Source organism: Bacillus sp. es.036 (genome assembly GCF_002563635.1).
In the GTDB taxonomy this organism is placed as follows: domain Bacteria; phylum Bacillota; class Bacilli; order Bacillales; family Guptibacillaceae; genus Guptibacillus.
In genome coordinates, this window is sequence record NZ_PDIZ01000001.1 from 2,312,907 (window position 1) to 2,339,654 (window position 26,748).

Consider the following 26,748-nt stretch of genomic DNA (forward strand, 5'->3'; position numbering starts at 1 on the left):
ATAAAAGGGAAGAAACCTTCCCTTTTTTATTATCTATTTTCTACTTTTACATACGTTTGATTTGTCGCCCCTACGTATTCAGCACGCGGTCGGATTAAACGGTTATTGCTATACTGCTCAAGAATGTGAGCAATCCAACCGGATACACGACTGACCGCAAATAGCGGTGTGAACAAATCATGATCAATCCCTAGACTATGATAAACAGAAGCCGAATAAAAATCGACATTAGGCGGGAGACCCTTTTCACTTGTCACGATTTCTTCCATCTTCGTCGACATCTCGTACCACTTTGTTTCTCCAGTAAGTTCTGTTAGCTTGCGAGACATTTCACGCAAATGCTTTGCACGTGGATCACCCGTTTTATATACGCGATGTCCAAAGCCCATGATCTTTTCTTTGTTTTCAAACGCATTTTGCAAATATGGTTCCACGTTATCAACGCGATCGATTTCACTTAACATAGCCATAACACGTTCGTTTGCTCCACCATGAAGTGGCCCTTTCAGTGCACCAATAGCAGCCGTTACGCCTGAATACATATCTGAAAGTGTTGCAACACATACGCGTGCAGTAAATGTTGAAGCATTTAGCTCATGATCGGCATGGAGCACTAGCGCTTTATTGATTGCTGTAACAGCAACTTCTTCTGGAAGTTCTCCTGTTAACGTATATAAGAAGTTTGCAGCAAAGCTAAGATCTTTCTTAGGCTCTACTGGAGCTTTCCCTTCACGAATACGTGAAAAAGCGGTTACAACAGTTGGGATCTTTGCTTGAAGACGGATCGCTTTACGGTAATTCGCCTCTTCGCTCATATCGTCCGCTTCTTCATCATACAGTGCAAGTGTAGAAACCGCTGTACGAAGAGCCGCCATCGGGTGCACCTTATCAATTGGATACGATTTCATTTGATTCACAATCTCTTCAGGAATCGAAGCGTTACTAGCAAATTCTGCTGTGAATTCCTCAAGTTCAGTCTTATTAGGAAGTTTATCGTTCCATAATAGATAGATTACTTCTTCAAAACTAGCATTTTCAGCGAGGTCATCGATATTATATCCTCTGTATGTTAAGACATCATTTACAATAGAACTAATCGATGATGTTGTTGCAACTACGCCTTCTAATCCGCGAGTAGTCGTCATACGTCTCCCTCTCCTTTTCCATATTATTGGCTCTAATATTTTCTAAAAATTCTGCTTTGATAACGCTTTTAAAACGCTCCAAAAAAATAAGAACCTATGTACAAGATGGTGCGTCAGTTCTCATTATAAACAATTCTCTGATATTTGTGAATGAATATGCATGATTTCGTCGATTCCTTTTTTTCTCAAATGTTTGAAAAATGATAATAAAGAAGCGAATCATGCAAACGTTATGCCCTTCTGAGCAGACGTTCAGGTGAAAAATTCAACAACCTTCATCGCCATATAAGCAATGCCCGCTCCAATCAATGGACCAACGGCAATTCCTTGAAAAACAGCTACAGCAAGAATTGTACCAAATACAAGCGCTGTGGTAATATGCGGATCATTTTGTAGTAAAATAATCCCTTTTGAAGCGATAATCGCAACAAATATACCAGCTCCCATTGCAATCCATGCATAAGAAGATTTAACTGCTTCACCAAGTTGCTTAAAACCTATTTCTCCATTTGCAATTGGTACGAGCACGGCAATCGTAATGATTGTTACTCCCCAGGAGATTCCTTTTGATTGAAAGATCGGAAATACTTTATCACCAAGTCCCACCGTTTTCACAACCAGTAAGACCGCTACGGCAATAATGAGCGAGCTATTTTTCGCAATAAGCGCGATTGCAAATAAAATGAGTAGAAAAATAGTAGGCTGAGAAATAATTGACATAACGCTCCCTCTTTCACATTAGCAGAACTCTTTTAGCATAACAAACTTTTAGAAAATAAGCACGAAACTGGTTTACTACAATTGCTTGTTTTAAAGCAAGCAGTGTAAAATATAGGAAAGGGATCCTAGGAGGGTTGAAATGAATTGGAAATACATACATAGAGTTTTACGATTTTTCCTTGTCATCTTTCTTATTATTCTTTCCTTAATTGCCTTTTATTATATTTGGCATCTCGCTTACCCTTTTGTAATTGCTTTACTTCTTGCTTTTTTAATCAATCCAATGGTCGACTTACTAGAAAGAAGAGGAAAAATTCCAAGACCCTTTGCTGTAGCTCTTTCCATTTTATTCCTAATTGGAGTGCTTGCAGCTTTTATTGCCTTGCTCGTAAATGAGCTTGTCCAGGGCATCGTTTATATCGCTAGCGTATTACCAGGAAACTTTCAAGAAATCGTTAGTTTCATAGAAGAACTCTTCGTGTCACACGTCATGCCACTTTATAATCAATTAGAAGACCTGTTTAAAGATTTAAATAAAGATCAGCAAACGACTGTTCTTGACAATATTCAATCAATCGGGACAACTGTTACTACCGCTGTTACCGATATTCTTCAATCTCTTGTTGAAGGAATACGCTCAATTATCGTTAGTTTACCAACCATTTTAACTGTGCTTGTCTTCTCGATGTTGGCCACTTTTTTTATCAGTAAAGACTGGTATAAATTCATTAATTGGCTTAAAAAGAAAGTGCGTAGTGATATCCAAAAAAGTATTGGTACGGTCTATGTTGATTTAAGGCGGGCTTTGTTTGGCTTTCTTAAGGCACAGCTTACGCTGATCTCCATGACGGCTGTTATCGTCCTTATCGGTCTATTTATTTTGAGAGTTGATTATGCGATCACAATTGCGATTATTATTGGCCTAGTAGATCTCTTACCTTACCTTGGTACTGGAGCAATTTTTGTACCGTGGATGATTTATTCTTTTTTAACTGGTAATTATGCTCTAACAATTGGGCTTTCTATTCTTTACGGAGTCGTCGTCATCCAACGCCAAGTTATGGAGCCAAAAGTCCTATCTTCTAATATAGGACTTGATCCTCTCGCAACATTAATTGCGTTATTCGTAGGCTTTCAACTATTTGGATTCATCGGTCTGATTATCGGTCCAGTTCTTCTCGTAGTTCTTAAAACACTTTACCAAGCGAATGTATTTAAGGATATATGGGGTTATATAAAAGGGGCATCAGGTAAATAGCGAAAACAAGATCATAGATCAACAAAGCTTATTAAAGGCAAAAAAGCATTAAAAAACCATAGGAGCAACGTACAAATGATACGTTGCTCCTATGGTTTAATTTGTTACATTCATGAACCTTTCAGCTCAACCATTATTTTTGCACTTCAGTAGCGTCATACACTTTAACGTCTAATGGGGCCACCAAATATTCTGGTGCTTTTCCAACAAATGCTTGAAAATGAGCACTTTGATTGTGCTTTTCAACTGCAGCCATGTCTTCATAAGCTTCAATCATTTTATAAGTACTCTCTTTTTCAACCTCTTTCGTCAAAGTATAAGAAAGATTTCCTTCTTCTTTTCTAGCTTCTTCAATAAGAGTAGCTACTTCGTTAAGAAACGCTTCTTCCTTAGCCGGGTTAATTTGTAATCCTGCATGAATAATAATCATTCGTTATATCCTCTTTTCAATGTTTATTTTTATTTCCACTCTGTAATTGATTCAACAGGTAAGCGAACAGATTTGTATCCTTCGTTTGCTGCTTTACCAATTGAAATCAGCATCACTGGATAGTAGCGCTCTTTATCCATACCGTAAGCTTCAGCAATCTGCTCTTTCTCATATCCACCAATTGGATTTGTATCATATCCGTGTGCTCGAGCCGCTAACATCAATTGCATGGACACTAATCCACCATCAATGATATTCATTTCTCTAAATTGCTCATTTGACATACCTTCTAACAAGCCTTTTATCGCTGGAAGCTGTTGATCTCTTACTTCTGCAGGCATATACCCTTTTTGTACAGCAGTGTCATAAATTTCATCAGCATAGTCGAGGCTGTTCATATCTACAAATACCGCAATAACAGCTGCAGATGTTTCAACTTGTGATTGATTAAATTTAGCAAGTGGAGCTAAAGTTGTTTTTCCCTCCTCGCTATCGATAACGACAAAACGCCATGGTTGAAGATTGACTGAAGATGGTGCCAACGTAGCTTCAGTTAAAATTTCCGTCATCTCTTCTTTAGTAATTTTGACTGACGAATCGTAATGGCGAATTGAGCGTCGTCCTGTAATAATGTCATTAAAGTCATTTATTTTGGTTGCATTCATCGTTAAATCTCCTTATGTCATTTCTTGTTAGTATTGAATTTCTTCAATGTTATTTTGAATACGGCTAAGCATATCGGATAATTCGTATTGTTCCTTCTCACTAAAGTCTTTTAACACTTTACGAATGAACTCTTCTTTCTCTATTCGAAAAGAAGCAATTTTCTCTCTACCTTCTTCTGTTAACCTCACAAAGGTAAAGCGGTTATCATCTGGGTTCTTGCGTCGAGTAACCATTTCTTTTACCTCAAGCTGCTTTAAATGTCTTGTGACAGCAGCACTATCAATATTCACTTCTTTCTGCAAAGCTGTTTGGCTAATCTCCTCAACCTCAAACAATTTATGCAGGATCTCTAAGCGAGACTGACTGATGCCAGTACATCTTTCGAATTTCGGACTCATTTGTTTGTATATATTATTTAACTGGTATAATATTTTACCTTCATCTGAGCAAGAAGCTTTCAACGCATCCTCCTCCTTCAATCGTTTGATGGGTCAATCATTGACTCATCAACTAATATACTAGTTGTATTTCTGAATGTCAACTAGAAAACACTAATTAATTGACAGGTCAATCATTGACTGCTCAATTAAATTAGTATACGAATGGTTTTTATATCAACTAACCGCTCACTACTCCCATTAAAACAGGAGCTTGAATGTAGACTCAAGCTCCTTAAAGACTTATTTCTATGATGATTACATAAGCATATGGCACAATTCCTTACCTTCTAATAAACATAAACTGACCATTATTCATTCGACGTTCAAGGAATTTCTTAATCCATCTCTTAAATGGTTTTCTAGTTGCCGGTATAAGAAGCAAAAAGCCGACTGCATCTGTAATAAATCCCGGTGTGAGTAGAACGACACCACCTACAAGTATACACAAACCATCTAGAATAGCTTCACCGGGCATTTGACCAGTCTGCATTTGTCTGTTCACCTTCTGGATCGTCTCTGCTCCTTCTTTACGCGCAAGCCAGGCCCCGAGGATTCCAGTACCTATAATCAATAATACTGTTGGAATAAGCCCCAGTGTTCTTCCTGACAGAAGTAACAAAGCGATTTCTAGAGCCGGTACGATGATAATAAAAAGCAACAAAATACGAAACATGACATAGCTCCCTCAATTATAATCGGGAAAGTGTCCCGTTATCCCTATTATACGTGTTTTTCAATTTTTTTCGAACTCAATTGCCTCATTCGTTCATTATAAAGAATACCCACAAGAGGTTTTGGAGTATGGAAAAAGGCTGTCGATTTACTCGACAGCCTTTAAAAGCTTACATCATACTTATAGGATACTTGCTTTCCCGTTGTAAATAATTCCTGTTGTTGCATCTAACGTTACTTGTTGACCCTCTTCAAATAGCTCAGTAGCATTCTCAAGACCAACGACTACAGGCAGACCAAGACTTAAGCCGACAACAGCAGCATGGCACGTAAGACCGCCTTCTTCTGTAATAAGTCCAGCTGCTTTTTCTAGTGCTGGAACCATATCTTTATCAGAAGCAATCGTCACAAGGATTGTGTTAGCATCTGCTTTTTGAATCGCTTCTTCAGCTGTTTTTGCAATCGCAATGCGTCCTGAAGTAGATGTTTTGCCAATACCCTGTGCTTTTGCAAGAATATCACCGATCACGTGAACTTTCATCAAGTTTGTTGTACCAGATTCTCCAACCGGTACACCCGCTGTAATGACAACAGTATCTCCGTGATTAACAATACCAGATTGGATTGAAGCGTCTACAGCCACTTCTAGCATTTCATCCGTAGTTGAGACTTTATGTCCTTCTTGTGCGTGAACGCCCCATACAAGAGCAAGCTTGCGGCATACGCTAGCTGTATTTGTTACAGCAACAATTGGTGCCTTCGGACGATATTTAGAGATCATGCGAGCCGTATGACCGCTTTCTGTAGCTGTAATGATAGCAGGCACATTTAAGTTATAAGCTGTGTGTGCAACAGATTCACTGATCGCATTTGTTGTATTTGTTTCCGTTTCTTTACTTCTCACAGAAAGAAGATCACGGTAGTTTAGTGATTTTTCAGTGTATGATGCAATGTTATGCATCGTTTGTACAGCTTCGATTGGATATGATCCAGCTGCTGTTTCACCTGAGAGCATGATCGCATCTGTGCCATCTAGGATCGCATTGGCAACGTCACTTGCTTCCGCACGTGTTGGGCGTGGATTACGCTGCATAGAATCAAGCATTTGTGTTGCTGTAATTACTGGTTTACCAAGTGCATTACATTTCTTAATAAGCTGTTTTTGTACTAGAGGCACTTCTTCAGCTGGAATTTCAACACCAAGATCACCACGAGCAACCATTAAGCCGTCAGAGATCTCAAGAATGGAATCAATATTATCGACACCTTCACGGTTCTCAATTTTAGGGATGATTTGAATATCAGTAGCTTTATGCTTCTCTAGAAGTTTACGAATGTCAAGAACATCGGATACACGACGAACGAATGACGCAGCAATAAAGTCTACACCTTGCTCGATACCGAACTCGATATCTGCAGCATCCTTATCCGTAATACCAGGAAGGTTAACACTTACGTTCGGTACGTTAACACCTTTTTTATTTTTCAACGTTCCATTATTTAGAACCTCAGTATAAAGTTCATTCTTTTCGATTTGCTTTACTTCCAGTTCAATTAATCCATCGTCAAGTAGAATTTTAGATCCTACGTGAACATCGTTAACAAGTTCAGGATACGTAACAGAAATCTTTTCTGTTGTGCCTAGAACTTCTTCCATAGATACGATAAGCTGTTGACCTGCTTCAAGATCAATGCCGCCATTTTCCATATTATTCGTACGGATTTCTGGGCCTTTCGTATCTAAAAGAATCGCTACGTTTTTACCTAGCTTCTCAGCCACTGAACGAATTGACTTAATACGATTACCGTGTTCCTCAAAATCACCGTGTGAGAAATTCAAACGAGCAACATTCATTCCTGCATTAATCAATTTCTCTAATGTTTGTTCATTTTCACTTGCTGGTCCTATCGTACAGACAATCTTAGTTTTGCGCATGGGTCTGTCTCCTCCTAAAAGCTATGCTTCAATTAGTTTTCTTCATAACAGAAATGTTATGTATTTTTTCAGGCATTACGATACACCCCTTACCTATGAAGGGGTGCCCCGCATACTGCTAAATGGATAGCTCTTTTGCAAGCTGACACATTTTCTGGTTCACTTCGTGTGGAAGTGCAAGAGCTTCGTTAATATCTAGATCAACAATTTGGTTGTTTTGAATGCCAACTGTTCTACCTTCTGCTCCTTCAAGAAGAAGTTCGACTGCACGTGCTCCAAGACGACTTGCTAGAACGCGGTCAGCTGCTGTTGGTGAACCACCACGCTGAACATGGCCAAGAACTGTTACACGCGTTTCCATGTTCATTTCTTCTTGAATTTGCTTTCCAATTTCAACGCCGCTTCCAACACCTTCCGCAACAACAATAATGCTGTGGCGCTTCCCACGATCATGTCCACGCTTGAGACGGCTTAGAATGTCTGACATCTCGAACTTCTCCTCAGGGATAAGAATTGATTCAGCTCCATCGGCAAGTCCTGACCATAAAGCGATATCCCCAGCGTCGCGTCCCATTACTTCAATCACATATGTACGCTCATGAGAAGTGGCCGTGTCACGGATTTTGTCAATTGCTTGAATAACAGTATTTAATGCAGTGTCAAAGCCGATTGTGAAATCCGTTCCAGGAATATCATTATCAATTGTTCCCGGAATTCCAATCGTTGGGAAACCATGCCCAGTCAATTTCTGAGCACCTCGGTAAGAACCGTCTCCGCCAATAACGACTAGCCCTTCAATACCAAACTTCTTTAAGTTTTCAACACCTTTAAGCTGACCTTCAAGTGTCTTGAACTCTGGACAACGTGCAGAATAAAGCATCGTTCCTCCACGATGAATGATATCTGCTACAGAGCCGATTTCCATTTTCTCTATATTTCCATTCATTAACCCGGTATACCCGTGGTAGATCCCGTAAACTTCAATATCATGGTAAATTGCTTTTCGAACGACAGCACGAATAGCTGCGTTCATTCCTGGTGAGTCTCCTCCGCTGGTAAGTACACCAATACGTTTCATAACTGTTCACCTCATTAGTTCTTTGTGTTATTAAAATATCAAATACAGCCCCTTAATACAATAGCAAAGGTACATCGCAAAAAAGTGCTTTCTCTTTTGCGAGAAAGCACTTCCCTTATTTCAAGCCAATGGTATCGGTTACAAACGTATATTGTCCAATATTTCTGTATTTTTCATAACGATGATCCACCAGCTCTTCTTTGGTAAGTTGTGTCAGTTCTTCAAGAGATTTAGATAGGGCGCTCTGAATAGCGTTTGCCTGTTCTTCCACATTGCGATGCGCGCCACCTTTTACTTCAGGGATAATCTCATCAATGACATTTAACTCTTTCAAATCTGGCGCTGTAATTTTCATTGTATCTGCCGCTTGTTGTGCCAGACTTGAATCTTTCCACAAAAGAGCCGCAGCACCTTCAGGGGAAATAACGGAATACCATGAATTTTCGAGCATGTGCACATGGTTACCTACACCAATGGCAAGCGCTCCCCCACTCGCGCCTTCACCGATAACAATGCAGATAATTGGGACTGTTAATCCAGCCATCTCGATCAGGTTCCTAGCAATCGCTTCACTCTGGCCCCGTTCTTCTGCGGCTTTACCAGGAAATGCGCCTTTCGTGTCTAGTAAGAAAATAACCGGACGCTGAAATTTTTCAGCTTGCTTCATCAATCGAAGCGCTTTCCGATACCCCTCCGGATGCGGCATACCAAAGTTCCTTCTAAGATTCTCTTTTGTGTCCTTACCCCGCTGATGACCAATAACTGTAACAGGATTGCCTTCAAACGTAGCGATTCCCCCTACAATGGCTTCATCGTCTCCAAACAGACGGTCACCATGCAATTCAAGAAAATCATCAAAAATACGATCGATGTAATCTGATGTCGTTGGTCGCTCAGGGTGTCTTGCTAATTGAACACGGTTCCACGCGGTTAAATTCTCGTAAATTTCACCTTCCATTTTAGAAAGTCGTTTTTCAAGTCGTGAAACTTCATCAGTAAGGTCCACCTTCTTCTCTTCCATAAAAGCATGAAGTTCTTTGATTTTATCTTCTAACTCTTGAAGCGGTCGTTCAAAATCAAGCCTCTGCCCCATTATTTCTCACCTCTATTTCCATGAATCATTAAAATTTGGCTAAGCGTTTTCTTCATATCCGCTCTATGAATAACACGGTCCAATTGACCATGATGTAACAAAAACTCAGCTGTTTGAAAATCTTCTGGAAGATCTTCACGAATCGTTTGCTCAATAATTCTTCGCCCAGCAAAACCAATTAAAGCCTTAGGTTCAGCGAAATTAAAGTCACCTACAGAAGCAAAGCTCGCTGAAACTCCGCCAGTTGTAGGATGCGTCATAATAGATATGAACAATCCACCATCGTTGCTAAAGCGTTTAAGGGCTACGCTGGATTTCGCCATTTGCATTAAACTAAGCACACCCTCCTGCATTCTAGCTCCACCGGAGGCTGTAAAAATGATAAAAGGAATTTTTTCTTTATGTGCATGTTCAATCGTTCTTGTGATTTTTTCTCCTACAACAGACCCCATGCTACCCATTCGAAAACGTGCATCCATCACAGCAATAGCTGTTCGGTAACCGTCAATCGTTCCTTCACCTGTTACCACCGCTTCGTTCAATGAAGATTTCTTTTGATCCTTTTCCAAGCGCTCAACATAACCAGGGAAAGAGAGAGGGTTCTCGGAAATCATCTCTGCGTCCAGTTCTCTAAATGAACCTTGGTCAAGCGTATTTTTTAAGCGTTCAGGGGCAGACATCTGGTGATGATAGCCACATTTCACGCAAACCTTATGGGATTTTTCAAGTTCTTTCGTATAAATAATACTTTTGCACCCTGGGCACTTTGTCATGATGCCTTCAGGGACATCTTGTTTTATTTTATCTGAAGGAACTGTCGCATACTTTTTTTTCTTGTTGAACAAATCCTTTAACAATGTTGACCATTCCTTTCGCTTATCCTAATGGCTATTCTTCCGTTTTTTTCATTTCATACTTATCCAAAAGATTAATTGCCGCTTCTTGATTTCGAGAAACGAGCGCATGAATCATAGCCTCATAATAATGAGTTGGACGAAATGTCAATTGATTCCAAATTGTCTGGTGATAATCCGCAAGCTCTGCCCATAAGCGCATAAGCAAGTGATTATGTGTGGATGAAACAATGACACGGAAGAAAGCAGTATCAAACTCAGTCGAAAAAATGTCTCGATCTGAAGAGTTGTCCTTATGTTCCATCATAGTTCTTAATCGATCAATATATTCATCTGAAATCCGTTCACAAGCCACTCTTAGTATATCTTTTTCGATTAATTTCCTCGTTTCAAGCAAATCTTCTTTCGACTTGGTATCTTTTAAAATGAAAGATGCAATCACTTCTACAAGGCGATGATCTCTAGCATTGGCTATAAAAGTCCCTTCACCGCGTCGCGTTTCAATAAGACCTAGCATTTCCATTGATCTTAACGCTTCCCTTATAGAAGATCTTCCGGCATTTAAGCGATCAGAAAGCTCCCTTTCCGAAGGGAGCTTATCGCCGGTTTGTAAACCATCATTATAGATAATCGCCTTTATCTTCTGAAGAATATTCTGATAGACTTTCCCCTGGGTTGTCATTGGAAGTCAACACCCTTTCTTAGCTCTAAGAACAGGAGAACGTTAGAATAACCCGGCTTTTCACCAGGTATTCTCAAAATACAATCCGCGCTCATAAGTAAAATGCAAGAAAAAAGTGAGAAAGTCAAGCTCTTCCCCACTTATTCATTATCTGCTTCAATGATTGCAAGAGAACGCGTTTTTTCTTTAACAGCTTCAGGATCAACATTTATACGAGCTACTCCGGTTTCCATAGCAGCTTTCGCTACGCTTGCAGCAACAGCAGGTGCTACGCGCGGATCAAATGGAGCAGGAATCACGTAGTCTGCATTTAGATCTTCCTCAGCAACTAACTCTGCAATGGCTTGTACAGCAGCTACTTTCATATCTTCGTTAATGTGAGTCGCCCGAACATCAAGAGCACCTCTAAAGATACCAGGAAATGCAAGTACGTTATTAATTTGATTTGGGAAATCTGAACGACCTGTACCGATCACTTTAGCTCCCGCTTCTCTCGCATCGTCAGGCATGATTTCAGGATTTGGGTTCGCCATAGCAAAAATGGTAGGATCCTCATTCATTGATTCCACCATTTCTTTTGTCAAGGCGCCTTCAACGGATACCCCAATAAAAACATCCGTATTCACAATCACTTCTTTCAGGGATCCTTCAGCTTTATCACGATTTGTATATTTGGCTACTTCCGCTTTTACATCATTCATTCCGTAAGAACGACCTTCGTAAATAGCCCCTTTTGAATCACACATAATAATATCTTTTACACCGAAACGATTTAAAAGTTTAATAATGGCAATGCCCGCTGCTCCTGCACCATTAATGACAACTTTAATTTCACTCATCTTCTTATCTGATAGTTTCAGAGCATTAACTAGTCCCGCTACGGTTACAATCGCTGTACCATGTTGATCATCATGAAAGATGGGGATATTTGTTTCTTTTTTCAGTCTTTCTTCGATCACAAAACAGTTTGGAGCAGCAATATCTTCAAGGTTAATCCCACCAAAAGTAGGTTCCATTAACTTAACAGTTTGTACGATTTGATCGACATCTGTTGTGTTTAAACAAATTGGAAATGCATCAACCCCGGCAAAACTCTTGAAAAGAACGGCCTTTCCTTCCATTACAGGAAGAGCAGCTTCAGGTCCAATATTTCCAAGACCAAGGACTGCGGTACCATCTGATACAACAGCCACCATGTTTCCTTTCATCGTATATTCATATACTTTATTCTTGTCATCATAAATTTCCTTACATGGTTCTGCTACACCAGGTGAATAAGCCAGGCTTAAATCAGTGGCATTACGAACAGGTACTTTTGATTTTGATTCTAACTTTCCTTGCCTCACTCTGTGAATATGTAGGGCTTCTTCTCTTGTAATGGACAATCGTTCCACTCTCCTTTTTTCAGAAGCATTAGACTATGTTAACAATTCCCCTAGAACATTTGGGCAGTGGTCAGACCACTCTATTTTCACCATTATAACAAATCACCATTTGCTGTAAAGATTTTCATCACGGCTTTTTCACGACGTTGCGTTCACCAAGTAATTTTTTCAACGTGTGAACACAGTCTGGATCAGGGTTCACTAGCCATCCTTCACCTAATTTAACTGTTTTATCTGTTTTACTATAATAAATAACAACCTCTGTGTCGCCTGAGTGTTGGTGAAGCACTTTCTTCACTTCACTTAAGACGCTTTCGTGATGCGGTTCAATTTTAAGAAACAGGGTTTGTTTTGCTTTTTTCGGCTTAATATCCGCTAACTTCATGACCCTTGATATAATGATATTCGTCTGATCATTTCTCTTTTGTCCCACCCCATCAACATATAGAAATTCTCCTTTAGTCAATAGGCTCTCCATTTTCTCCCAAACGTCAGGAAAGGCCACCCCTTCAATTTCTCCTGTTTCATCACCAAGTGTTAGAAAGGCCATCATTTGACCTTTTTTCGTTCGAATACTTCGGACCTTCAATACCTCTACAGCCAACCTAAGCGGTGCACGATCCTCAGCCTCTATCGCATCTTTCGTAACGTTCCTTACATAACCTTTTAATTTGTCCAAATAAGGATCAAGCGGATGAGCCGTTAAGTAAAAACCAATCGCTTCTTTTTCAAAAGCGAGCATTTCCGCTTCATCAAAAGGGGGAACGCTTTCGTAAGCTGGTTCCGTTTCGCCATCTTGGAAGAAGCCTTCCTGACCACTTTGTTCAGATCCGTAATTCATTGCCCCCTCTAATGAGGCAAGCATAGAAGAACGACTTACCCCAAACTCATCCATTGCCCCAGCAAATATAAGTGATTCAAGAGCGCGCTTGTTCACCACTTTCAGCGAAATCCTCGCACATAGATCAAAAAGACTTTTGTAAGGATGAGTTCTTTTTTGCACGATCTCTTCAATCGCATTTCTCCCAACATTTTTTACCGGCAGAAGTCCGAATCGAATGGTATTCTTCTCCACCGTGAATGTCTCTTGACTACTATTAATCGATGGAGGTTGAACCATCATGCCTTTTTGTTTCGCTTCAGCTAAATACGTCGCAAGTCGATCCTGGTTTCCGACGGCAGAATTCAGAAGACTTGAAAAGAAATAGCGCGAATAGTTTGCTTTTAAATAAGCGAGCTGGTAAGCAATGACACTATAAGCAACCGCATGACTTCTGTTGAAACCATAATCCGCAAATCGAACAATATACTCATATACTTTAAGAGCTATATCTTTCGGATATCCCTTCTCAAGACATCCCCTTACAAAGTGCTCTCTTTCTGACTCAAGAACTTCACGCTTCTTTTTAGATACAGCTCTTCTCAATAGATCAGCTTCTCCCAGAGAGAAACCAGCTAACTTAGAAGCAATTTGCATAATTTGTTCTTGATAGACAATAACCCCATAGGTTGATTTAAGAATAGGTTCAAGGTCATGATGGAGATATTCAATTGTTCTTTCTTTGTGCTTACCAGAAATAAAAAGAGGTATATTCTCCATCGGTCCCGGACGATAAAGTGCATTAACAGCGACAATATCTTCAAACTCAGTTGGCTTTAGCTTTCTAAGTACTTGACGCATTCCATCAGATTCAAGTTGAAATACACCAGTCGTATCGGCTTTTTGTAGTAGAGAGAAAGTAGCTTCATCATCCATTGGTATCGTTGAAAGAGAAGGCCTTTGACCCATTTCCTCTTCAATGTCATTTAATATACCTTCAATTAAGGTTAAATTCCTAAGCCCCAGGAAATCCATCTTCAATAAACCAATCTCTTCTAAATCATTCATCGGAAATTGGGTTAAGTTAATGTGATGACCACCAAGCAAAGGAACATGCTGCGTGAGAGGCTCTGCTGAAATCACCACTCCAGCAGCATGGGTGGACGTATGTCGTGGAAGCCCCTCAATTGTACTAGCTATCTCAAAAACGCGTTTCCCTTCTTTTGATGAAGAGATGAGCTCCTTAAGAACCTTCGACTCTTCTTTCGCCTGATTTAACGTCAAGCCGGGGCGTGAGGGGATCGCTTTAGACATGGCATCAAGGAGCTTGTTATCTACCTCTAATACTCGCCCCACGTCTCGAATGGCTGCCTTTGCTGCAAGCGTACCAAACGTAACAATTTGAGCGACACGATCATGACCATATTTCTCATGTACATAATCAATCACTTCATCTCGTCTAACGTCAGGAAAATCAATATCAATATCAGGCATTGTGACGCGCTCTGGATTCAAGAATCGCTCAAATAAAAGGTTGTGTTCAATAGGGTCCACATCTGTTATATGCAATAAGTAAGCAACAAGAGAACCTGCCGCAGAGCCACGACCTGGACCAGTAATCATTTGATGCTCATGCGCATATTTCATGAAGTCCCAAACAATTAGAAAATAATCATTGAACCCCATTTTGTTAATAATAGAAAGTTCGTAATCCAACCGTTCAGTGACGCGTTCATCCTGATATGAATAGCGCTCAGAAAGATTGTCGAAACAAATTTTCTTTAAATAGTCAAAAGCCGTTACTCCATCAGGCACCGGATAAAGAGGCAAATGTGTTTGATTAAAATTTAATTCTACATTACACCTTGCCGCAATATCAGTTGTATTTATAAGAGCTGTCTCGTACCCTCTAAATCGCTGCGTCATTTCTTCCGAAGACGCTAAATAGTACTCATGGTTAGGTAGCGCAACGAGATTTTTGTCTTCAAACCGCTGTCCTGCGTCTATGCACCTCAAACAATCATGTGCTTCTCCATCTTCCCGGTTAATATAATGTGCAGCATTTGTCACCGTTAAGGGAAGATTGACCTTGTTTGCAAACGTGGAGAGCAATAAGTTGAGTTGCCTTTCTTCTCGTAACGAATGATCCTGCATCTCAAGATAAAACCCTTCCTTGAAGATACGCTGATACTCCATCGCCATTTCAAATGCGGTCGTTTCTTCACCATGTAAAAGTTCCTGTCCGATTTTGCTAGAAATAGACCCTGAAAGAGCGATAAGCCCGCTTGCATTTTCAACTAAATCTTCTTTTTCTATGTAAGGGATATTACCCGTTGCACACTGCATGTGTGTGCTGATCTTTAATAAATTATCGTACCCTACTTTATTAACAGCCAGTAAAACAAGATGGTCGAATTGATCGCGCGTATGAAGAGCAGTACGGTTTCCCACGCGGACATCCAGACCAATGATCGGTTTAATGCCCTTTGCTTTACATGCTCTGTAGAAAGGAATTGTTCCAAACATAGTTCCTTTATCCGTTAGGGCAAGCGACTGATACCCTTTTTGTTTTGCTGATTCTATCAGCGCTTCAATACGACTCGGACTGTCTAGAAGACTATATTCACTGTAGACACGAAGATGCACGAATTCCATAGATTATCCCACTCTCAATTTGCTGTTATCCTCTATTATAGATACTTCAAGCTTCTCAAACAAACATTATCAAGCATAACATTCTCTCATGGTTGCATAGGCTGTACTAAATGCAATCATTTGCCTCGCTTTAAATACGCCAAGTTATTTTTTCGTTCATTTATAAGAAGATCCTAAATGAAACTGATTAGAAAGAAGGAATCAAAAATGGAGAGAGTAACGCTCGTTACCTTGATTATTGCTTTTTTTGTAGCCTTTGGAGTGATTGTTGGAGGTTCTCTCATCGGAGGTATTGGAGCTTTTCTCTCTGGTGAACCTCCGCTACATTGGATGTTTATTGTGGCACAACGATTAAAAATCTGGGCGATCGCAGCAGCGATTGGAGGTACGTTCGACACAATCAATAATATGGAAAGAAGTTTTCTCAGCGGTTCACCAGACGAAATCATGCGTCAGTTTTTATGGATATTCTGTGCGCTCGGTGGCGCCCAAGCTGGAATGGAAATTATTAACTGGCTAACACAGGAACGTTCCACGTTATGAGAGTCCCCCCTCTTTATTCTAGAAAGGGCTGGCAGCGATTTCTAGCCGGCCTTTGTGTAGGGGTGATTTTTGGTTGGCTCTTCTTTCTTATGCTTTTTGGTATAATGTACGAAAAGCAGATTACGACAATCAAAGAGCAAAAAATTGAAATCTCTGATCTAAAAATGCAGAATCAAACCTTGCTCGACGATAAAGAAAATTACAATAGCACCGATATTGAGAAAACACTGCTTGTAAAAAAAATTGACGTGACTTTTGAAAAAGATAAGGAATTACCACTTAACTCCTTAACCCGTCATGAGCTCAAAAAAGAAATTCAAAGTGAATTGAACGATCTTCTCAACAAAGATCTTGGAGCGATATCGAGAACAAGAAGCTTTATCATCTCATCCCTCGAAAATAAAACGTTAATCATTGATGACGTAAAATATGGATTTGAAGTAAAACAATTTATTCTTTGGACAACAGTTGAAGTAGAGCTTGCAATCAAGCTCGTCCAATAGCGAAAATAGATCTATTTTGTGACCTTTTGTCAGACAAGTCGCAATTTTCACAAGCGTAGTATATGATAAGAGTATAGAAATTGTGGAGGTGGCGCGATGGTTATTGATCGCAAACAAATCGCGAGAGCAAAAATCGCTGATTTAATGAATGGACGATCCGCTTACGCAGAGTCCCATGAAATGACTGCCCTTATTAAAAAGGAGCTGCAATCACTTAACATCGACGTGCACGAAGACGTGACAAGCTTTGGTTCATGGTTTATTCCTAAGTCACACGATCAGGTGTAAACAAGGAAGACCGGAAATCCCTTTAAAAAGGAGATACCGGTCTTTTTTGTGACTTACTCGTTGCACGCCTTTTCAAGTTCAGCAAGAACCTCGTTCGCTTCTTCCCATGTATACACTGTGGCACCCGCAGCCATTGGATGTCCACCTCCGTTAAACTGTGCTGCAATTTGATTTACAACAGGACCTTTCGAACGAAGGCGAACGCGAATTTGGTCTGCCTCCTCAATAAAGAATACCCACGCTTTTAATCCCGCTACATTGGAGAAAGTATTCACTAGCTGGGATGCTTCGCTAGCGGTTACTCCGTATGAAGCAACGGTTTCTTTTGTGATTTTCATCCATCCTGCACCCGTTTCTGATGTTTCAAAATGTTGCAGAACATAGCCATTTAAACGGGCGATGTGCTGCTCTGTCCTGTATAGTTCTTTATAAAGAAAGCCCGTGTCAACACCAAACTTTAAAAGCTCCCCAGCATACATAAAGGTACGTTGAGTCGTATTAGAAAACATAAAACGCCCTGTATCCCCTACAATTCCTGCATACAGAAGAAAAGCTCCTTTTTCAGATAGCTCGTATCCTCGTTCCTTTGCTGTTAGATATAAATCAACAATCATTTCACTCACAGAACTTGAAGAGGTATCTACCCATAGAAGGTCACCGTAAGGATCTTCGTTTGGATGATGATCAATTTTAATGAGGAGCTTGCCATTTCGATAGCGCTCATCACTTACACGCGGCTGGTTAGCCGTATCACAAACAATGACAAGGGCATCTTCATAAGTCTCATTTGATACCTTGTCCATTCGATTTAGAAATGTGAGTGAAGGTTCTTCTTCACCGACAGTATAGACCTTCTTCTTAGGAAAAGAAGTTCGAATAAGCTCAGCAAGACCGCCTTGTGATCCTAATGCATCAGGATCTGGACGCACGTGGCGATGAATAATAATCGTTTCATATTGTTCGATAGCATCTAATATTTTTTCTTTCATGAAGCTTCTCCTTTCGACTGCGTTCCTAATTGTTATTGTTCTGACATAGATTTTCCCTATCATCTTCTATACAATAGAAAAGAACCTTGAATATGGAGGAAAGCAGCCATGCCTATCTTTGTTATTTTTATTGTTTTTTCAATTGTTTTCTATTTGTTCTACAAAGTGAAAGCTGTACGTCATAGCGGTGTAGCAACGACACAGTGGCTTCATTCAAAAGCAAGTATTGCATTAGGACTTTTCCTTATCTTTTTTGCGATTAATTCACTCACTGTTTCTTTATCAACTGTAACGTTTATCGTCGCTGCTGTCTTCATTTTACTCGGCCTTGCAAACGTTGTAGTCGGCTACAAAAAATACCGTCACTACCTTCCTTTTGCCATTGAAGAGGCAAATATGATGAAGCAAAATTAAGCACGATATGAATAATGAAACCGCCACAGTAATTGGCGGTTTTTTTATCGATCGATGAGCTGCGCCATCATGAGCGCCTTGCCTACAACTGACCCTTCATGATAAATTTCAACATCGACCTTCCCAAATTTACGTGAGACTTCGAGTACTTTAGGAACAATTTCAATTGTATGATCGATTTGAACGGGTTTTATAAAATAAAGCGTAATATTTTCAACAACCAAATCACCTTTTTTGTATTTCTTTAATACCCGGCTACCAGCTTCGGTTACAAGGGTAGTCACAACCCCATATGATAAAGTTCCAAGTAGGCTTGTCATTTGTGGCGTTATTTCACAGCTGTAGCGACTTTCTGATGGTGTTGACACATCTTTAATTTGACTCGTAATCAGGTCATCAAACGTTTCACCGATTTGAGGCTGTTGCTGAATCATTTGAAGCGCTTTTAACACATCTTGTCTACTAATAATTCCTATCAAACGGTGGTATTGATCGAGAACCGGCAGCATTTCGATTCCTTCCCAAATCATTGTATGGGCAGCAGATGCAACCGATGTTTGTTCATTTACTGTTAAAGGATGTTTCGTCATTACTTTTGAAATTGGTGTTTCGTTACGTTCTCCAAGAATATCTTTAGAAGTCACAATTCCCTGCACTTTCATATTAGGGTCCACAACAGGATAACGACTATGGAGCGTTTTCTCATTTAACTCGTGCCAACGACCTACGTTTTCCGTCGTCACAAGAAAACTTGTTTTCGTAAGTGGCGTTAAGATATCACTGACTAAAGCAATTTCCTTTTTTATCAACCGGTCATATATCGCTCGATTAATCATGGTTGCTACTGTAAAGGAATCGTAGGATGTTGAAATAATCGGTAAATCATAGGCATCTGCCATTTTTTTCACATCGTCCTGCGCGTCAAATCCACCCGTAATCAAAACGGCGGCGCCTGCTTCAAGCGCAATTTTGTGTACATTGTCTCGATTACCTACGATGAGTAAACTCCCAGGATCAACATAGCGCATCATTGCTTCCAATTTCATCGCTCCGATAACGAACTTGTGAAGGGTTTTATGTAGGCCGTTTCTCCCTCCAAGCACTTGTCCATCCACTACGTTCACCACTTCAGCATAAGTGAGTTTTTCGATGTTTTCTTTTTCTTTTTTTGTAATTCGGATTGTGCCCACACGTTCAATTGTGCTGACCGTACCTTTATTTTCAGCATCCTTGATCGCTCGATAGGCTGTCCCTTCACTCACTTTCAGCTCTCTTGCAATTTGACGCACAGATATTTTACTTCCCACTTCTAGCGTCTCAATATATTCGAGAATCTGTTCATGTTTCGTTGTCAATTTCTTTCACCATACTTTCTACGTTCACATCTGTATCAGTAGATATACTACTTCTGTTATAGTGGTGTTTGAATTGACTTCATTATACATAACTCATCCCTATAACTTCAACGACTGTATTGTTTTTTTCTTAAATCGACTGGTAAATCCTCTTCTGATATAAACTGAGTTTCTCTTCTCCCAAAGAACAAACCAGCAAGATTTCCACCAAGCGCCATGACAGCAAAGAGAAGCCAGAGACTAAAGAAAGCACCTTCAAGCGTTAAATCAATTTGAAAACGTGGTACAGCATCATACATTAAAAACAGAATACACAATACAGATAAAAACAATCGTTGTTTCACACCAATTCCCCCTTACAGCCTTTCTAAAAGGATATGTTTGAATTGGCTAATTTAATACGCTTATCCAACACAAAACCGATGCAGTGCATCGGTTTTGTGTTGGATTATAATTCGATTGTTTCGCCTGATTGTAAAAATTTACCCTTCGTTCCTTTAAGGCTATCTGCAAACGCCTCACCATCTTGTTCAATAAGTGGAAACGTATTGTAGTGAATTGGCACAGTTACGTCTGCGTTAATCCATTTCGCAGCAACAGCTGCGTCCTCTGGTCCCATTGTAAAATTATCACCAATCGGTAAGAACGCAAGATCAATTGACTTATCAGACAATAGCTTCATATCTGAAAAGAGTCCGGTATCACCAGCATGATAAACCGTCTTTCCTTCTGCACTAAACAGAATACCGGATGGCATGCCCGTGTAGATAATTTGCTGATTTTCTTCTTCTGTATAGCTCGAACCATGGAATGCTTGCGTTAGCTTCACCTTACCAAATTCAAATTCGTGAGCGCCACCAATGGCCATAGGGTGAGCATTAACCCCTTTAAATTCAAGGTATGTAGCCAGTTCAAATGGAGCTACGACTAAAGCATCATTTCGTTTCGCAATATCAACTGTATCTCCGACGTGATCATTATGTCCGTGTGTCAATAAAATAACGTCGCACTTCACTTCGTTAGCGTCTAACTTACATTGTCCATTACCTGAAATAAAAGGATCAATTAAAATTTTTGCTTTTTCCGTGACAATCTCAACAACTGAATGACCATGAAATGTAACTTTCATTTGGTATCGCTCCTTTAACGGTTGGAATTTTCAACCTCCATGAAAAATATAGAAGGATTGACTCTAGTCAGTAAGTTCCCTTTGAGTAATGATCTAAACTAGTAATACAACCATGCTCGTTCGTATTTTTCGATTAGATGAGGTTGAATAAGTGTATTCGGTTCAAATCGAACCTTCTTCCCTTCTCTCATCATCTGTTGATCTTCATCTTTCCCAAACACGCTAAGGGAGGGAATCATCTCACTTGATAGAAATTTGGTTTTTACAGCAAGCTTTAGCTTCTCTTGATCTACCGGCTCTCTCGTCCCCATCACAAAACCCCAGTTACCAAAGCTCGGAATGTCGACGTGGTAATTCGAAGTGATTAAACCAGTCTCTGCGATCGTGCGATCAATTGTCCAATAAGCTTCTCTTGCAAACAATGGACTTGTTGCTTGTACCATTAACGCTCCGTTGATTTCCAAATGATTACGTAACAACGAATAGAATTCCCACGTATACAACTTGTTTAACGATTCATTATTTGGATCAGGAAGATCAACAATGATCACATCAAATGCTTTTTCTTCTTGTTTAATATATTGAAAAGCATCTTCATTTTTAATTTGAACACGTTTATCTTCAAGCGCATGCTCGTTTAATTCCGTTAATAAGTGATGTTCTCTAGCGAGCTTCACCATTTCGGGATCTAAGTCTACTACTGTTATCGATTTCACGCGATCATATTTTAAAAGCTCTCGAACAGCTAGTCCATCTCCGCCTCCCAGTAATAATACATTTTCAGCATTTTGAACTGTCGCCATCGGGATATGAACGAGCGTTTCGTGGTATCGATGTTCATCACTTGAACTAAACTGAAGCTGTCCATTCAAAAAAAGTCTAAGATCTCCCTGTTCCCTCGTTAAGGTGATTTTTTGATAAGAAGTTTCTTCCGAGTAAATGATTGGATCTTTGTATAAACGCTGCTCAAAAGAGAAAGCCATTTCCTCACCAAAAATTGTACCGACAACCATTAGTAAAAACAAAAGCATTGCTATTCCAATATAAACAGCTCGATAAACCATCTCTTTTCGAAATGAATAAATCATCCAAAATGCGACGAGAATGTTCACGAGAGCGACAAGGAAAGCTGATTTTACAAGGCCAAATTCTGGTCGAAGGTAAAAGGCAAATAATAGTCCCCCTACAAGTCCTCCTGCATAGTCAGAAAAGAGAACTCTTGCTGTACTTTTATTAATTTCTACACCAATTTCATTCGCTTTTCGAATCAAAATTGGTAGTTCAAGGCCCGTTAATCCGCCTACAATAAGAATGGTCGTATAGAGTACAATAGTAGTTGCTTCTTCTCCTGCAATTGCCATAATTCCAAATACCGTAAAACTAGAAAACCCACCTATTAAACCAATAAGAAGTTCTATCGCAATAAATCTTGTAATTAAGTTTTTCACAACTTTTTCACTCAGGGATGCGCCAATCCCCATTCCAGTCAGAAAGAGCGAAATGGTTAACGTATATTGCTTTACACCATCACCTAGTATGTATGATCCTAGCGCGCCGAACAGCACTTCAAAAATAATTCCGCAGATCGATACAATTCCTGAAGCCCAGTACAACTGACTGCTTTTACTAAACGTCCTGCTCATGACTTTCACCTTCAGCTGTTCATTTCTTTTTTACGTGATTGATGCTCCTACTACTAAGCCAAGACCAATGGAAACGCACATGGAGAGTATACCTACTGATACAACACCTTCACTAAGCTTTTGTTCCACTGAGAAACGCCTTGTAAGAAAATCAAAGATATAATAAGCCACCAATTGAAGAACCACGCCATAGGCACCCCATATGACTGTATCGAGAACATCTGAACTATGATAAATGGCGAAAGCTAAGATAAGACAAATTCCAATAATCTTACCACCTATGGATAGCGCAACTGCCGTATTTCCGTTTTCAACCTGTTCCCAATCCTTGTATTTTGTCGTAATCAATTCAAAAATAATTAATCCAACAACTACAACAACAATCGCTGCAATAAAATAAATAAATGTTAATAAAAATGGTCCCATTATGATGATCCTCCTTCAATTATTTCCCTGTTCCCGGACCGCCGCCGCGACTCGATCCTCGAAAAGACGGAATCGTTGTCGGTCCTTTATATGTACCACCTGTGGTGCCATATCCTCCATAACAATTCCCGGTTGCGTTCAAACAACGGTTTTTTTGTTTTTTCCCCCAGTCATCTACATCCAGTATTTCATCTAGAATATAATAAGCTAGTAACCCATCAAAGAAATTAGGTTGGTAGTTATCTCGTACAAATCCAACTGTAGCGACTTCGACGAGGGTATTCGATGCGTCATCATTTTCTTGCAACGTAACGAGATAGTCATCATAAACGAGAATTTGTTTGCCTTCTTTTAATTCACTGACTTCATTCGGCTTTATTTGTTCCTGTAAGTAGGAGGCAACAGTAGGGATATCTTCCTCAGCATTGTAAACCTTTGAGACATCGCTTGAATCCACGCTGCTTTCAACGACATCTTCAAGCTGATAACGATCTTCGACGATTTCTTGAATATCCTTCGTAATCCCACATGCCGATAAGAGCAGAATGAATGCTGTCAGTAATCCAGTGAGCCATTTCATTCTTCCACCCCATTTAAGGGGAAAGCTTATTCTTTCCCCATTTTTTTCTTAAGATCTGCCAATTCATCATCGATACCGTCATTTTTGTCAAGTGCATCAAGCTCATCATCAAGAGAGCGACTTTTCGAACGCATATCTTCACTTGTCTCAGCTTCCGCCTCGTATTGAAGAACTTTTTCCTCCATCCGCTCAAAACCACGTTTAGAATCATCACCGCCAATATCAGACATGGCACGATTTATCTTCGTTTTCGTTTTGGCTGACTCTGCACGAGCCTTTAGACTATCTTTCTTCAGCTGCATTTGACGATACTCTTCTTTCATCTCATCTAACTTTGAACGAAGAGAATCTGCATCAGTCTTTGCTCTTTCATAAGATGTCTTCAGTGTTTCTGCTTTTGCTTCATGATCTTTTTTATCTTGAAGCGCTCTTCTGGCTAAATCATCATTATCAGATTCTAGCGCTTTCATCGCCTGATCCTGGCGCTTTGAAACCATGGCTTTAGCATCGTCCCATTTCTTTTTTAACATTTTTTCATTCGATATTTGTTTCGCTACAGCTGTTTCAGCATCTCGAATATCTGCTTCCATATCCCTCATAAACTGTTCTAGCATCTTTACCGGATCTTCTGCCTTATCAAGTGCAGCATTTAGTTCAGAAGACATGATCGTTTTAACTCGTTTAAACATATTAAACATTTGCTATCATCCTCTCATTTACTTCCAGCAAGAATTTTAATTTCATACTCTTCAATAGCATATCCTTTGCTTACTTCTACTTCAGAACCCCAAATTTCTATTGATAGAAAGTTTGTTTCATCTTCATTTGAAAAATCGTGGTATTCTACTTCCTGCCCATTTAAATTACTACCACGCCCAGTCCCTGACACTTTTGCTCGACCATGTTCTTCTCTATAATACGTAACATCGTCTATGGTTAGCTTTTTTGGTATGGGTCTTGCCAGCTTTTCCTTCACGTTACGATAAATGCCTAGCTCAAGTTCGTCATCCATTTCGGCACTTAGCCATACCGAGGATGCTCCCGATTTCAGCTGATAGGCGTACCACTTATAGCCATTATTCTGATACGTCAGTGATCCGACAACTTCATAATCCTCCAGATCATAAGTGACGATATCCCCAACTTGAATCGAAAAAACGGTCCTTTCTTTAATCGTGTTTTCTTCCTTCTTTCCGAATAATTTTGATAAAAAACTCATTTCCTCGCCTCCCATCCCTCATAGTTTTATACGAATCATCGCTAAAAAAGTTCCCTTTATTTTTCTGGTTTTCGATGAGAAACCATTCCCTCTTGCTCAGTATAATAGAAATCCAGTGGGGGTCGTTCTGTTAAGAGAGCTTTCTTTTCCAGTTTAAAGAAGCTGATTTTCCGAAACGGATCTCCTTCGATGACCGGAGCTTCTTTCTCAGAATGAATGTATAAGTCCACAGCTCTCTGAACTGTATCAATCCAAAATGGAATATGACGGTGTTGTTCTTCAAAAAGTTCAAACGTCTCTTTCGACATATAAAATGGTTTAGACGGAATACCTCCAAGGTGAGATATAAGAAAAGAAGCATCGAGTTCATTGTTATCCTTTACAAGAACTTTTAACGAAATACCATCACGTTTCTTTTCTGCGAATTTACCGACTGCCTGCCGTATTTCATGAAGGCTTGCTTCTATCATCGTTGGATGATCCACTTTACTCTTTTCATTCTTTTTTCTCCAAAATGCCATGTTTTCACCTCCCCATACACATGTTCCGTATTGAATGAAGAAAATCCTTTTCTACATTCACACTTCTTATAATAACGAGCCGTCATACAAGGCGTAAAAAAATAAAGCAGCTACTAGCTGCTTTATACCTCCTTTACTTTTCAAGGAGTGAACGAACACTTTTATAATCAAGCTGTTGCGCTTCAGCTACTGCTTCATACGTTACAAAACCATGCATCGTGTTAATCCCCTTTAACAAAGGTTCATTTTCAAGACAGGCTTTCTTGTATCCTTTATTCGCAAGCTGAACCGCATAAGGAACAGTCACATTCGTTAAGGCAATCGTGGATGTACGTGGCACAGCGCCAGGCATATTGGCTACAGCGTAATGCACAACACCGTGCTTCGTATAGGTTGGATTATCATGAGTTGTGATACGATCCGTTGTTTCGAATATACCTCCCTGATCAATCGCCACATCAACGATGACGGAACCCGGCTTCATTTCTTTAATCATCTCTTCCGTTACCAGTTTTGGCGCTTTTGCTCCTGGAATAAGAACAGCACCGATAACAAGATCTGATTCTTTTACCGCTTCTATTATATTTAGTGGATTGGACATCATCGTATTTATTTCAGTTCCAAAAATATCATCAAGCTGTCGCATTCGTTCTGGGCTTAAATCCATAATCGTTACGTCTGCTCCAAGTCCCATTGCAATTTTAGCTGCATTCGTACCAACAACTCCGCCGCCAATGACAGTAACTTTTCCTCTCTTTACGCCTGGAACGCCACCTAATAGAATGCCAAGTCCACCTTTGGGTTTCTCAAGAAATTGAGCACCGATCTGTGCAGCCATCCGGCCAGCCACTTCACTCATAGGAGTTAAAAGAGGTAATGAGCCATTTGGCAGCTGAACCGTTTCATACGCAATGCCAATCACTTTTTTTTCCACAAGCGCTCGTGTCAGCTCAGACTCCGCAGCTAGGTGTAAATATGTAAATAAAATTAGCCCCTCACGAAAATAACCATATTCCTGAGGAAGCGGCTCTTTTACTTTCATAACCATTTCCTTCGACCACGCTTCTGCGGCCGTTTCAACAAGATGAGCGCCAGCTTCTAGATACTGCTCATCTCCAAAACCAGAACCCACTCCCGCCCCTTTTTCGATATATACTTCATGGCCGAAGCCCGTTAAACTTAATACTCCAGCAGGTGTCATCGCTACTCGGTTCTCATTGTTTTTCACTTCCACAGGAATGCCAATATGCATGCATACTCCTCCTTCGTCTCTCTTTGGCCGTATAAAATCACCCAACCATTCT

The 26,748-nt window shown here is 40.0% G+C and carries 29 protein-coding genes; 5 read left to right on the forward strand and 24 right to left on the reverse strand.

From position 1 onward, the window contains the following. Window positions 1-29 precede the first annotated feature (29 nt). Together citZ and ATG70_RS11865 are read right to left on the reverse strand one after the other, a co-directional pair. A complete protein-coding gene (citZ, locus tag ATG70_RS11860) occupies window positions 30-1,145 on the reverse strand; it encodes a citrate synthase (protein ID WP_098444505.1) in 1,116 nt (371 codons plus the stop codon). 252 nt (window positions 1,146-1,397) lie between these two features. Further along, window positions 1,398-1,865: a DUF441 domain-containing protein gene (locus ATG70_RS11865; protein ID WP_373560765.1), complete on the reverse strand. Its 468-nt coding sequence runs from the start codon at window positions 1,863-1,865 to the stop codon at window positions 1,398-1,400. Window positions 1,866-2,004: 139 nt separating this feature from the next. On the opposite strand from ATG70_RS11865, the gene ytvI reads away from it, so the two are divergent. Continuing rightward, window positions 2,005-3,123 (forward strand): sporulation integral membrane protein YtvI, encoded by a 1,119-nt coding sequence (gene ytvI / locus ATG70_RS11870; RefSeq protein WP_098444506.1) that lies wholly within the window; start codon window positions 2,005-2,007, stop codon window positions 3,121-3,123. A 133-nt stretch (window positions 3,124-3,256) separates the two neighbouring features. Here the strand turns inward: ytvI and ATG70_RS11875 are convergent, their stop codons facing one another. From ATG70_RS11875 to ATG70_RS11925, 11 genes are all read right to left on the reverse strand, one after another. Further along, window positions 3,257-3,553, reverse strand: a complete 297-nt coding sequence (locus ATG70_RS11875) for a putative quinol monooxygenase (protein ID WP_098444507.1) — start codon at window positions 3,551-3,553, stop codon at window positions 3,257-3,259. Window positions 3,554-3,582: 29 nt separating this feature from the next. Beyond that, on the reverse strand, window positions 3,583-4,218 hold the full coding sequence (locus tag ATG70_RS11880; protein ID WP_098444508.1) for a nitroreductase family protein: 636 nt from the start codon (window positions 4,216-4,218) through the stop codon (window positions 3,583-3,585). Between the two features lie 27 nt (window positions 4,219-4,245). Then, complete coding sequence (locus tag ATG70_RS11885) at window positions 4,246-4,680, reverse strand: MarR family winged helix-turn-helix transcriptional regulator (RefSeq protein WP_179886256.1); 435 nt, start codon at window positions 4,678-4,680, stop codon at window positions 4,246-4,248. 259 nt (window positions 4,681-4,939) lie between these two features. Further along, the gene (locus tag ATG70_RS11890; RefSeq protein WP_098444509.1) at window positions 4,940-5,332 is read right to left on the reverse strand and encodes an FxsA family protein; all 393 of its coding nucleotides are present in this window, start codon (window positions 5,330-5,332) and stop codon (window positions 4,940-4,942) included. 180 nt (window positions 5,333-5,512) lie between these two features. Beyond that, window positions 5,513-7,267 (reverse strand): pyruvate kinase, encoded by a 1,755-nt coding sequence (gene pyk / locus ATG70_RS11895; protein WP_098444510.1) that lies wholly within the window; start codon window positions 7,265-7,267, stop codon window positions 5,513-5,515. A 118-nt stretch (window positions 7,268-7,385) separates the two neighbouring features. Then, window positions 7,386-8,345, reverse strand: a complete 960-nt coding sequence (pfkA, locus tag ATG70_RS11900; protein ID WP_098444511.1) for a 6-phosphofructokinase — start codon at window positions 8,343-8,345, stop codon at window positions 7,386-7,388. Between the two features lie 115 nt (window positions 8,346-8,460). Next, window positions 8,461-9,438, reverse strand: a complete 978-nt coding sequence (gene accA / locus ATG70_RS11905) for an acetyl-CoA carboxylase carboxyl transferase subunit alpha (RefSeq protein WP_098444512.1) — start codon at window positions 9,436-9,438, stop codon at window positions 8,461-8,463. After that, window positions 9,438-10,295 (reverse strand): acetyl-CoA carboxylase, carboxyltransferase subunit beta, encoded by an 858-nt coding sequence (accD, locus tag ATG70_RS11910; RefSeq protein WP_098444513.1) that lies wholly within the window; start codon window positions 10,293-10,295, stop codon window positions 9,438-9,440. Before accD ends, accA begins: the two co-directional genes overlap by 1 nt. Before the next feature lie 31 nt (window positions 10,296-10,326). Then, a complete protein-coding gene (locus ATG70_RS11915) occupies window positions 10,327-10,974 on the reverse strand; it encodes a FadR/GntR family transcriptional regulator (RefSeq protein WP_098444514.1) in 648 nt (215 codons plus the stop codon). A gap of 140 nt (window positions 10,975-11,114) precedes the next feature. After that, window positions 11,115-12,353 (reverse strand): NAD(P)-dependent malic enzyme, encoded by a 1,239-nt coding sequence (locus tag ATG70_RS11920; protein WP_373560785.1) that lies wholly within the window; start codon window positions 12,351-12,353, stop codon window positions 11,115-11,117. A 133-nt stretch (window positions 12,354-12,486) separates the two neighbouring features. After that, window positions 12,487-15,834, reverse strand: coding sequence for a DNA polymerase III subunit alpha (locus tag ATG70_RS11925; protein ID WP_098444516.1), 3,348 nt, complete (start codon window positions 15,832-15,834; stop codon window positions 12,487-12,489). Window positions 15,835-16,011: 177 nt separating this feature from the next. On the opposite strand from ATG70_RS11925, the gene ATG70_RS11930 reads away from it, so the two are divergent. The 3 genes from ATG70_RS11930 to ATG70_RS11940 all read left to right on the forward strand — a co-directional run bounded on the left by ATG70_RS11930 (window position 16,012) and on the right by ATG70_RS11940 (window position 17,168). Beyond that, on the forward strand, window positions 16,012-16,377 hold the full coding sequence (locus ATG70_RS11930) for a YtrH family sporulation protein (protein ID WP_224883343.1): 366 nt from the start codon (window positions 16,012-16,014) through the stop codon (window positions 16,375-16,377). Then, on the forward strand, window positions 16,374-16,880 hold the full coding sequence (gene ytrI, locus ATG70_RS11935) for a sporulation membrane protein YtrI (RefSeq protein ID WP_098444517.1): 507 nt from the start codon (window positions 16,374-16,376) through the stop codon (window positions 16,878-16,880). Before ATG70_RS11930 ends, ytrI begins: the two co-directional genes overlap by 4 nt. Window positions 16,881-16,976: 96 nt before the next feature. After that, window positions 16,977-17,168 (forward strand): hypothetical protein, encoded by a 192-nt coding sequence (locus ATG70_RS11940; RefSeq protein WP_098444518.1) that lies wholly within the window; start codon window positions 16,977-16,979, stop codon window positions 17,166-17,168. 53 nt (window positions 17,169-17,221) lie between these two features. Here ATG70_RS11940 and ATG70_RS11945 read toward each other — a convergent pair whose 3' ends face one another. Next, the gene (locus ATG70_RS11945) at window positions 17,222-18,157 is read right to left on the reverse strand and encodes a DHH family phosphoesterase (RefSeq protein WP_098444519.1); all 936 of its coding nucleotides are present in this window, start codon (window positions 18,155-18,157) and stop codon (window positions 17,222-17,224) included. Window positions 18,158-18,265: 108 nt separating this feature from the next. Between ATG70_RS11945 and ATG70_RS11950 the strand changes: the two genes are divergently transcribed. Beyond that, window positions 18,266-18,571 (forward strand): YtpI family protein, encoded by a 306-nt coding sequence (locus tag ATG70_RS11950; protein ID WP_098444520.1) that lies wholly within the window; start codon window positions 18,266-18,268, stop codon window positions 18,569-18,571. A gap of 44 nt (window positions 18,572-18,615) precedes the next feature. On the opposite strand, the gene ATG70_RS11955 is transcribed toward ATG70_RS11950, so the two are convergent. From ATG70_RS11955 to ald, 10 genes are all read right to left on the reverse strand, one after another. Further along, window positions 18,616-19,926, reverse strand: a complete 1,311-nt coding sequence (locus ATG70_RS11955) for a DRTGG domain-containing protein (protein WP_098444521.1) — start codon at window positions 19,924-19,926, stop codon at window positions 18,616-18,618. 107 nt (window positions 19,927-20,033) lie between these two features. After that, window positions 20,034-20,270, reverse strand: coding sequence for a hypothetical protein (locus tag ATG70_RS11960; RefSeq protein ID WP_098444522.1), 237 nt, complete (start codon window positions 20,268-20,270; stop codon window positions 20,034-20,036). Window positions 20,271-20,374: 104 nt separating this feature from the next. Beyond that, on the reverse strand, window positions 20,375-21,055 hold the full coding sequence (locus tag ATG70_RS11965) for a metal-dependent hydrolase (RefSeq protein ID WP_098444523.1): 681 nt from the start codon (window positions 21,053-21,055) through the stop codon (window positions 20,375-20,377). A gap of 98 nt (window positions 21,056-21,153) precedes the next feature. Continuing rightward, window positions 21,154-22,698 carry a polyamine aminopropyltransferase gene (locus ATG70_RS11970; protein WP_098444524.1) on the reverse strand — a complete coding sequence of 515 codons (1,545 nt, stop codon included), beginning with the start codon at window positions 22,696-22,698 and terminating at the stop codon, window positions 21,154-21,156. Between the two features lie 30 nt (window positions 22,699-22,728). Then, window positions 22,729-23,124 carry a DUF350 domain-containing protein gene (locus ATG70_RS11975; protein ID WP_098444525.1) on the reverse strand — a complete coding sequence of 132 codons (396 nt, stop codon included), beginning with the start codon at window positions 23,122-23,124 and terminating at the stop codon, window positions 22,729-22,731. A gap of 19 nt (window positions 23,125-23,143) precedes the next feature. Next, the gene (locus ATG70_RS11980; RefSeq protein WP_098444526.1) at window positions 23,144-23,704 is read right to left on the reverse strand and encodes a DUF4247 domain-containing protein; all 561 of its coding nucleotides are present in this window, start codon (window positions 23,702-23,704) and stop codon (window positions 23,144-23,146) included. A gap of 26 nt (window positions 23,705-23,730) precedes the next feature. Continuing rightward, on the reverse strand, window positions 23,731-24,402 hold the full coding sequence (locus ATG70_RS11985) for a PspA/IM30 family protein (RefSeq protein ID WP_098444527.1): 672 nt from the start codon (window positions 24,400-24,402) through the stop codon (window positions 23,731-23,733). Between the two features lie 14 nt (window positions 24,403-24,416). Beyond that, entirely contained in the window at window positions 24,417-24,923 is a 507-nt protein-coding gene (locus tag ATG70_RS11990) for a DUF4178 domain-containing protein (protein WP_098444528.1), read from the reverse strand. A 56-nt stretch (window positions 24,924-24,979) separates the two neighbouring features. Continuing rightward, window positions 24,980-25,444: a DUF3939 domain-containing protein gene (locus tag ATG70_RS11995; RefSeq protein WP_098444529.1), complete on the reverse strand. Its 465-nt coding sequence runs from the start codon at window positions 25,442-25,444 to the stop codon at window positions 24,980-24,982. A gap of 133 nt (window positions 25,445-25,577) precedes the next feature. Next, the gene (gene ald / locus ATG70_RS12000; protein WP_098444530.1) at window positions 25,578-26,696 is read right to left on the reverse strand and encodes an alanine dehydrogenase; all 1,119 of its coding nucleotides are present in this window, start codon (window positions 26,694-26,696) and stop codon (window positions 25,578-25,580) included. Window positions 26,697-26,748: the final 52 nt, after the last annotated feature.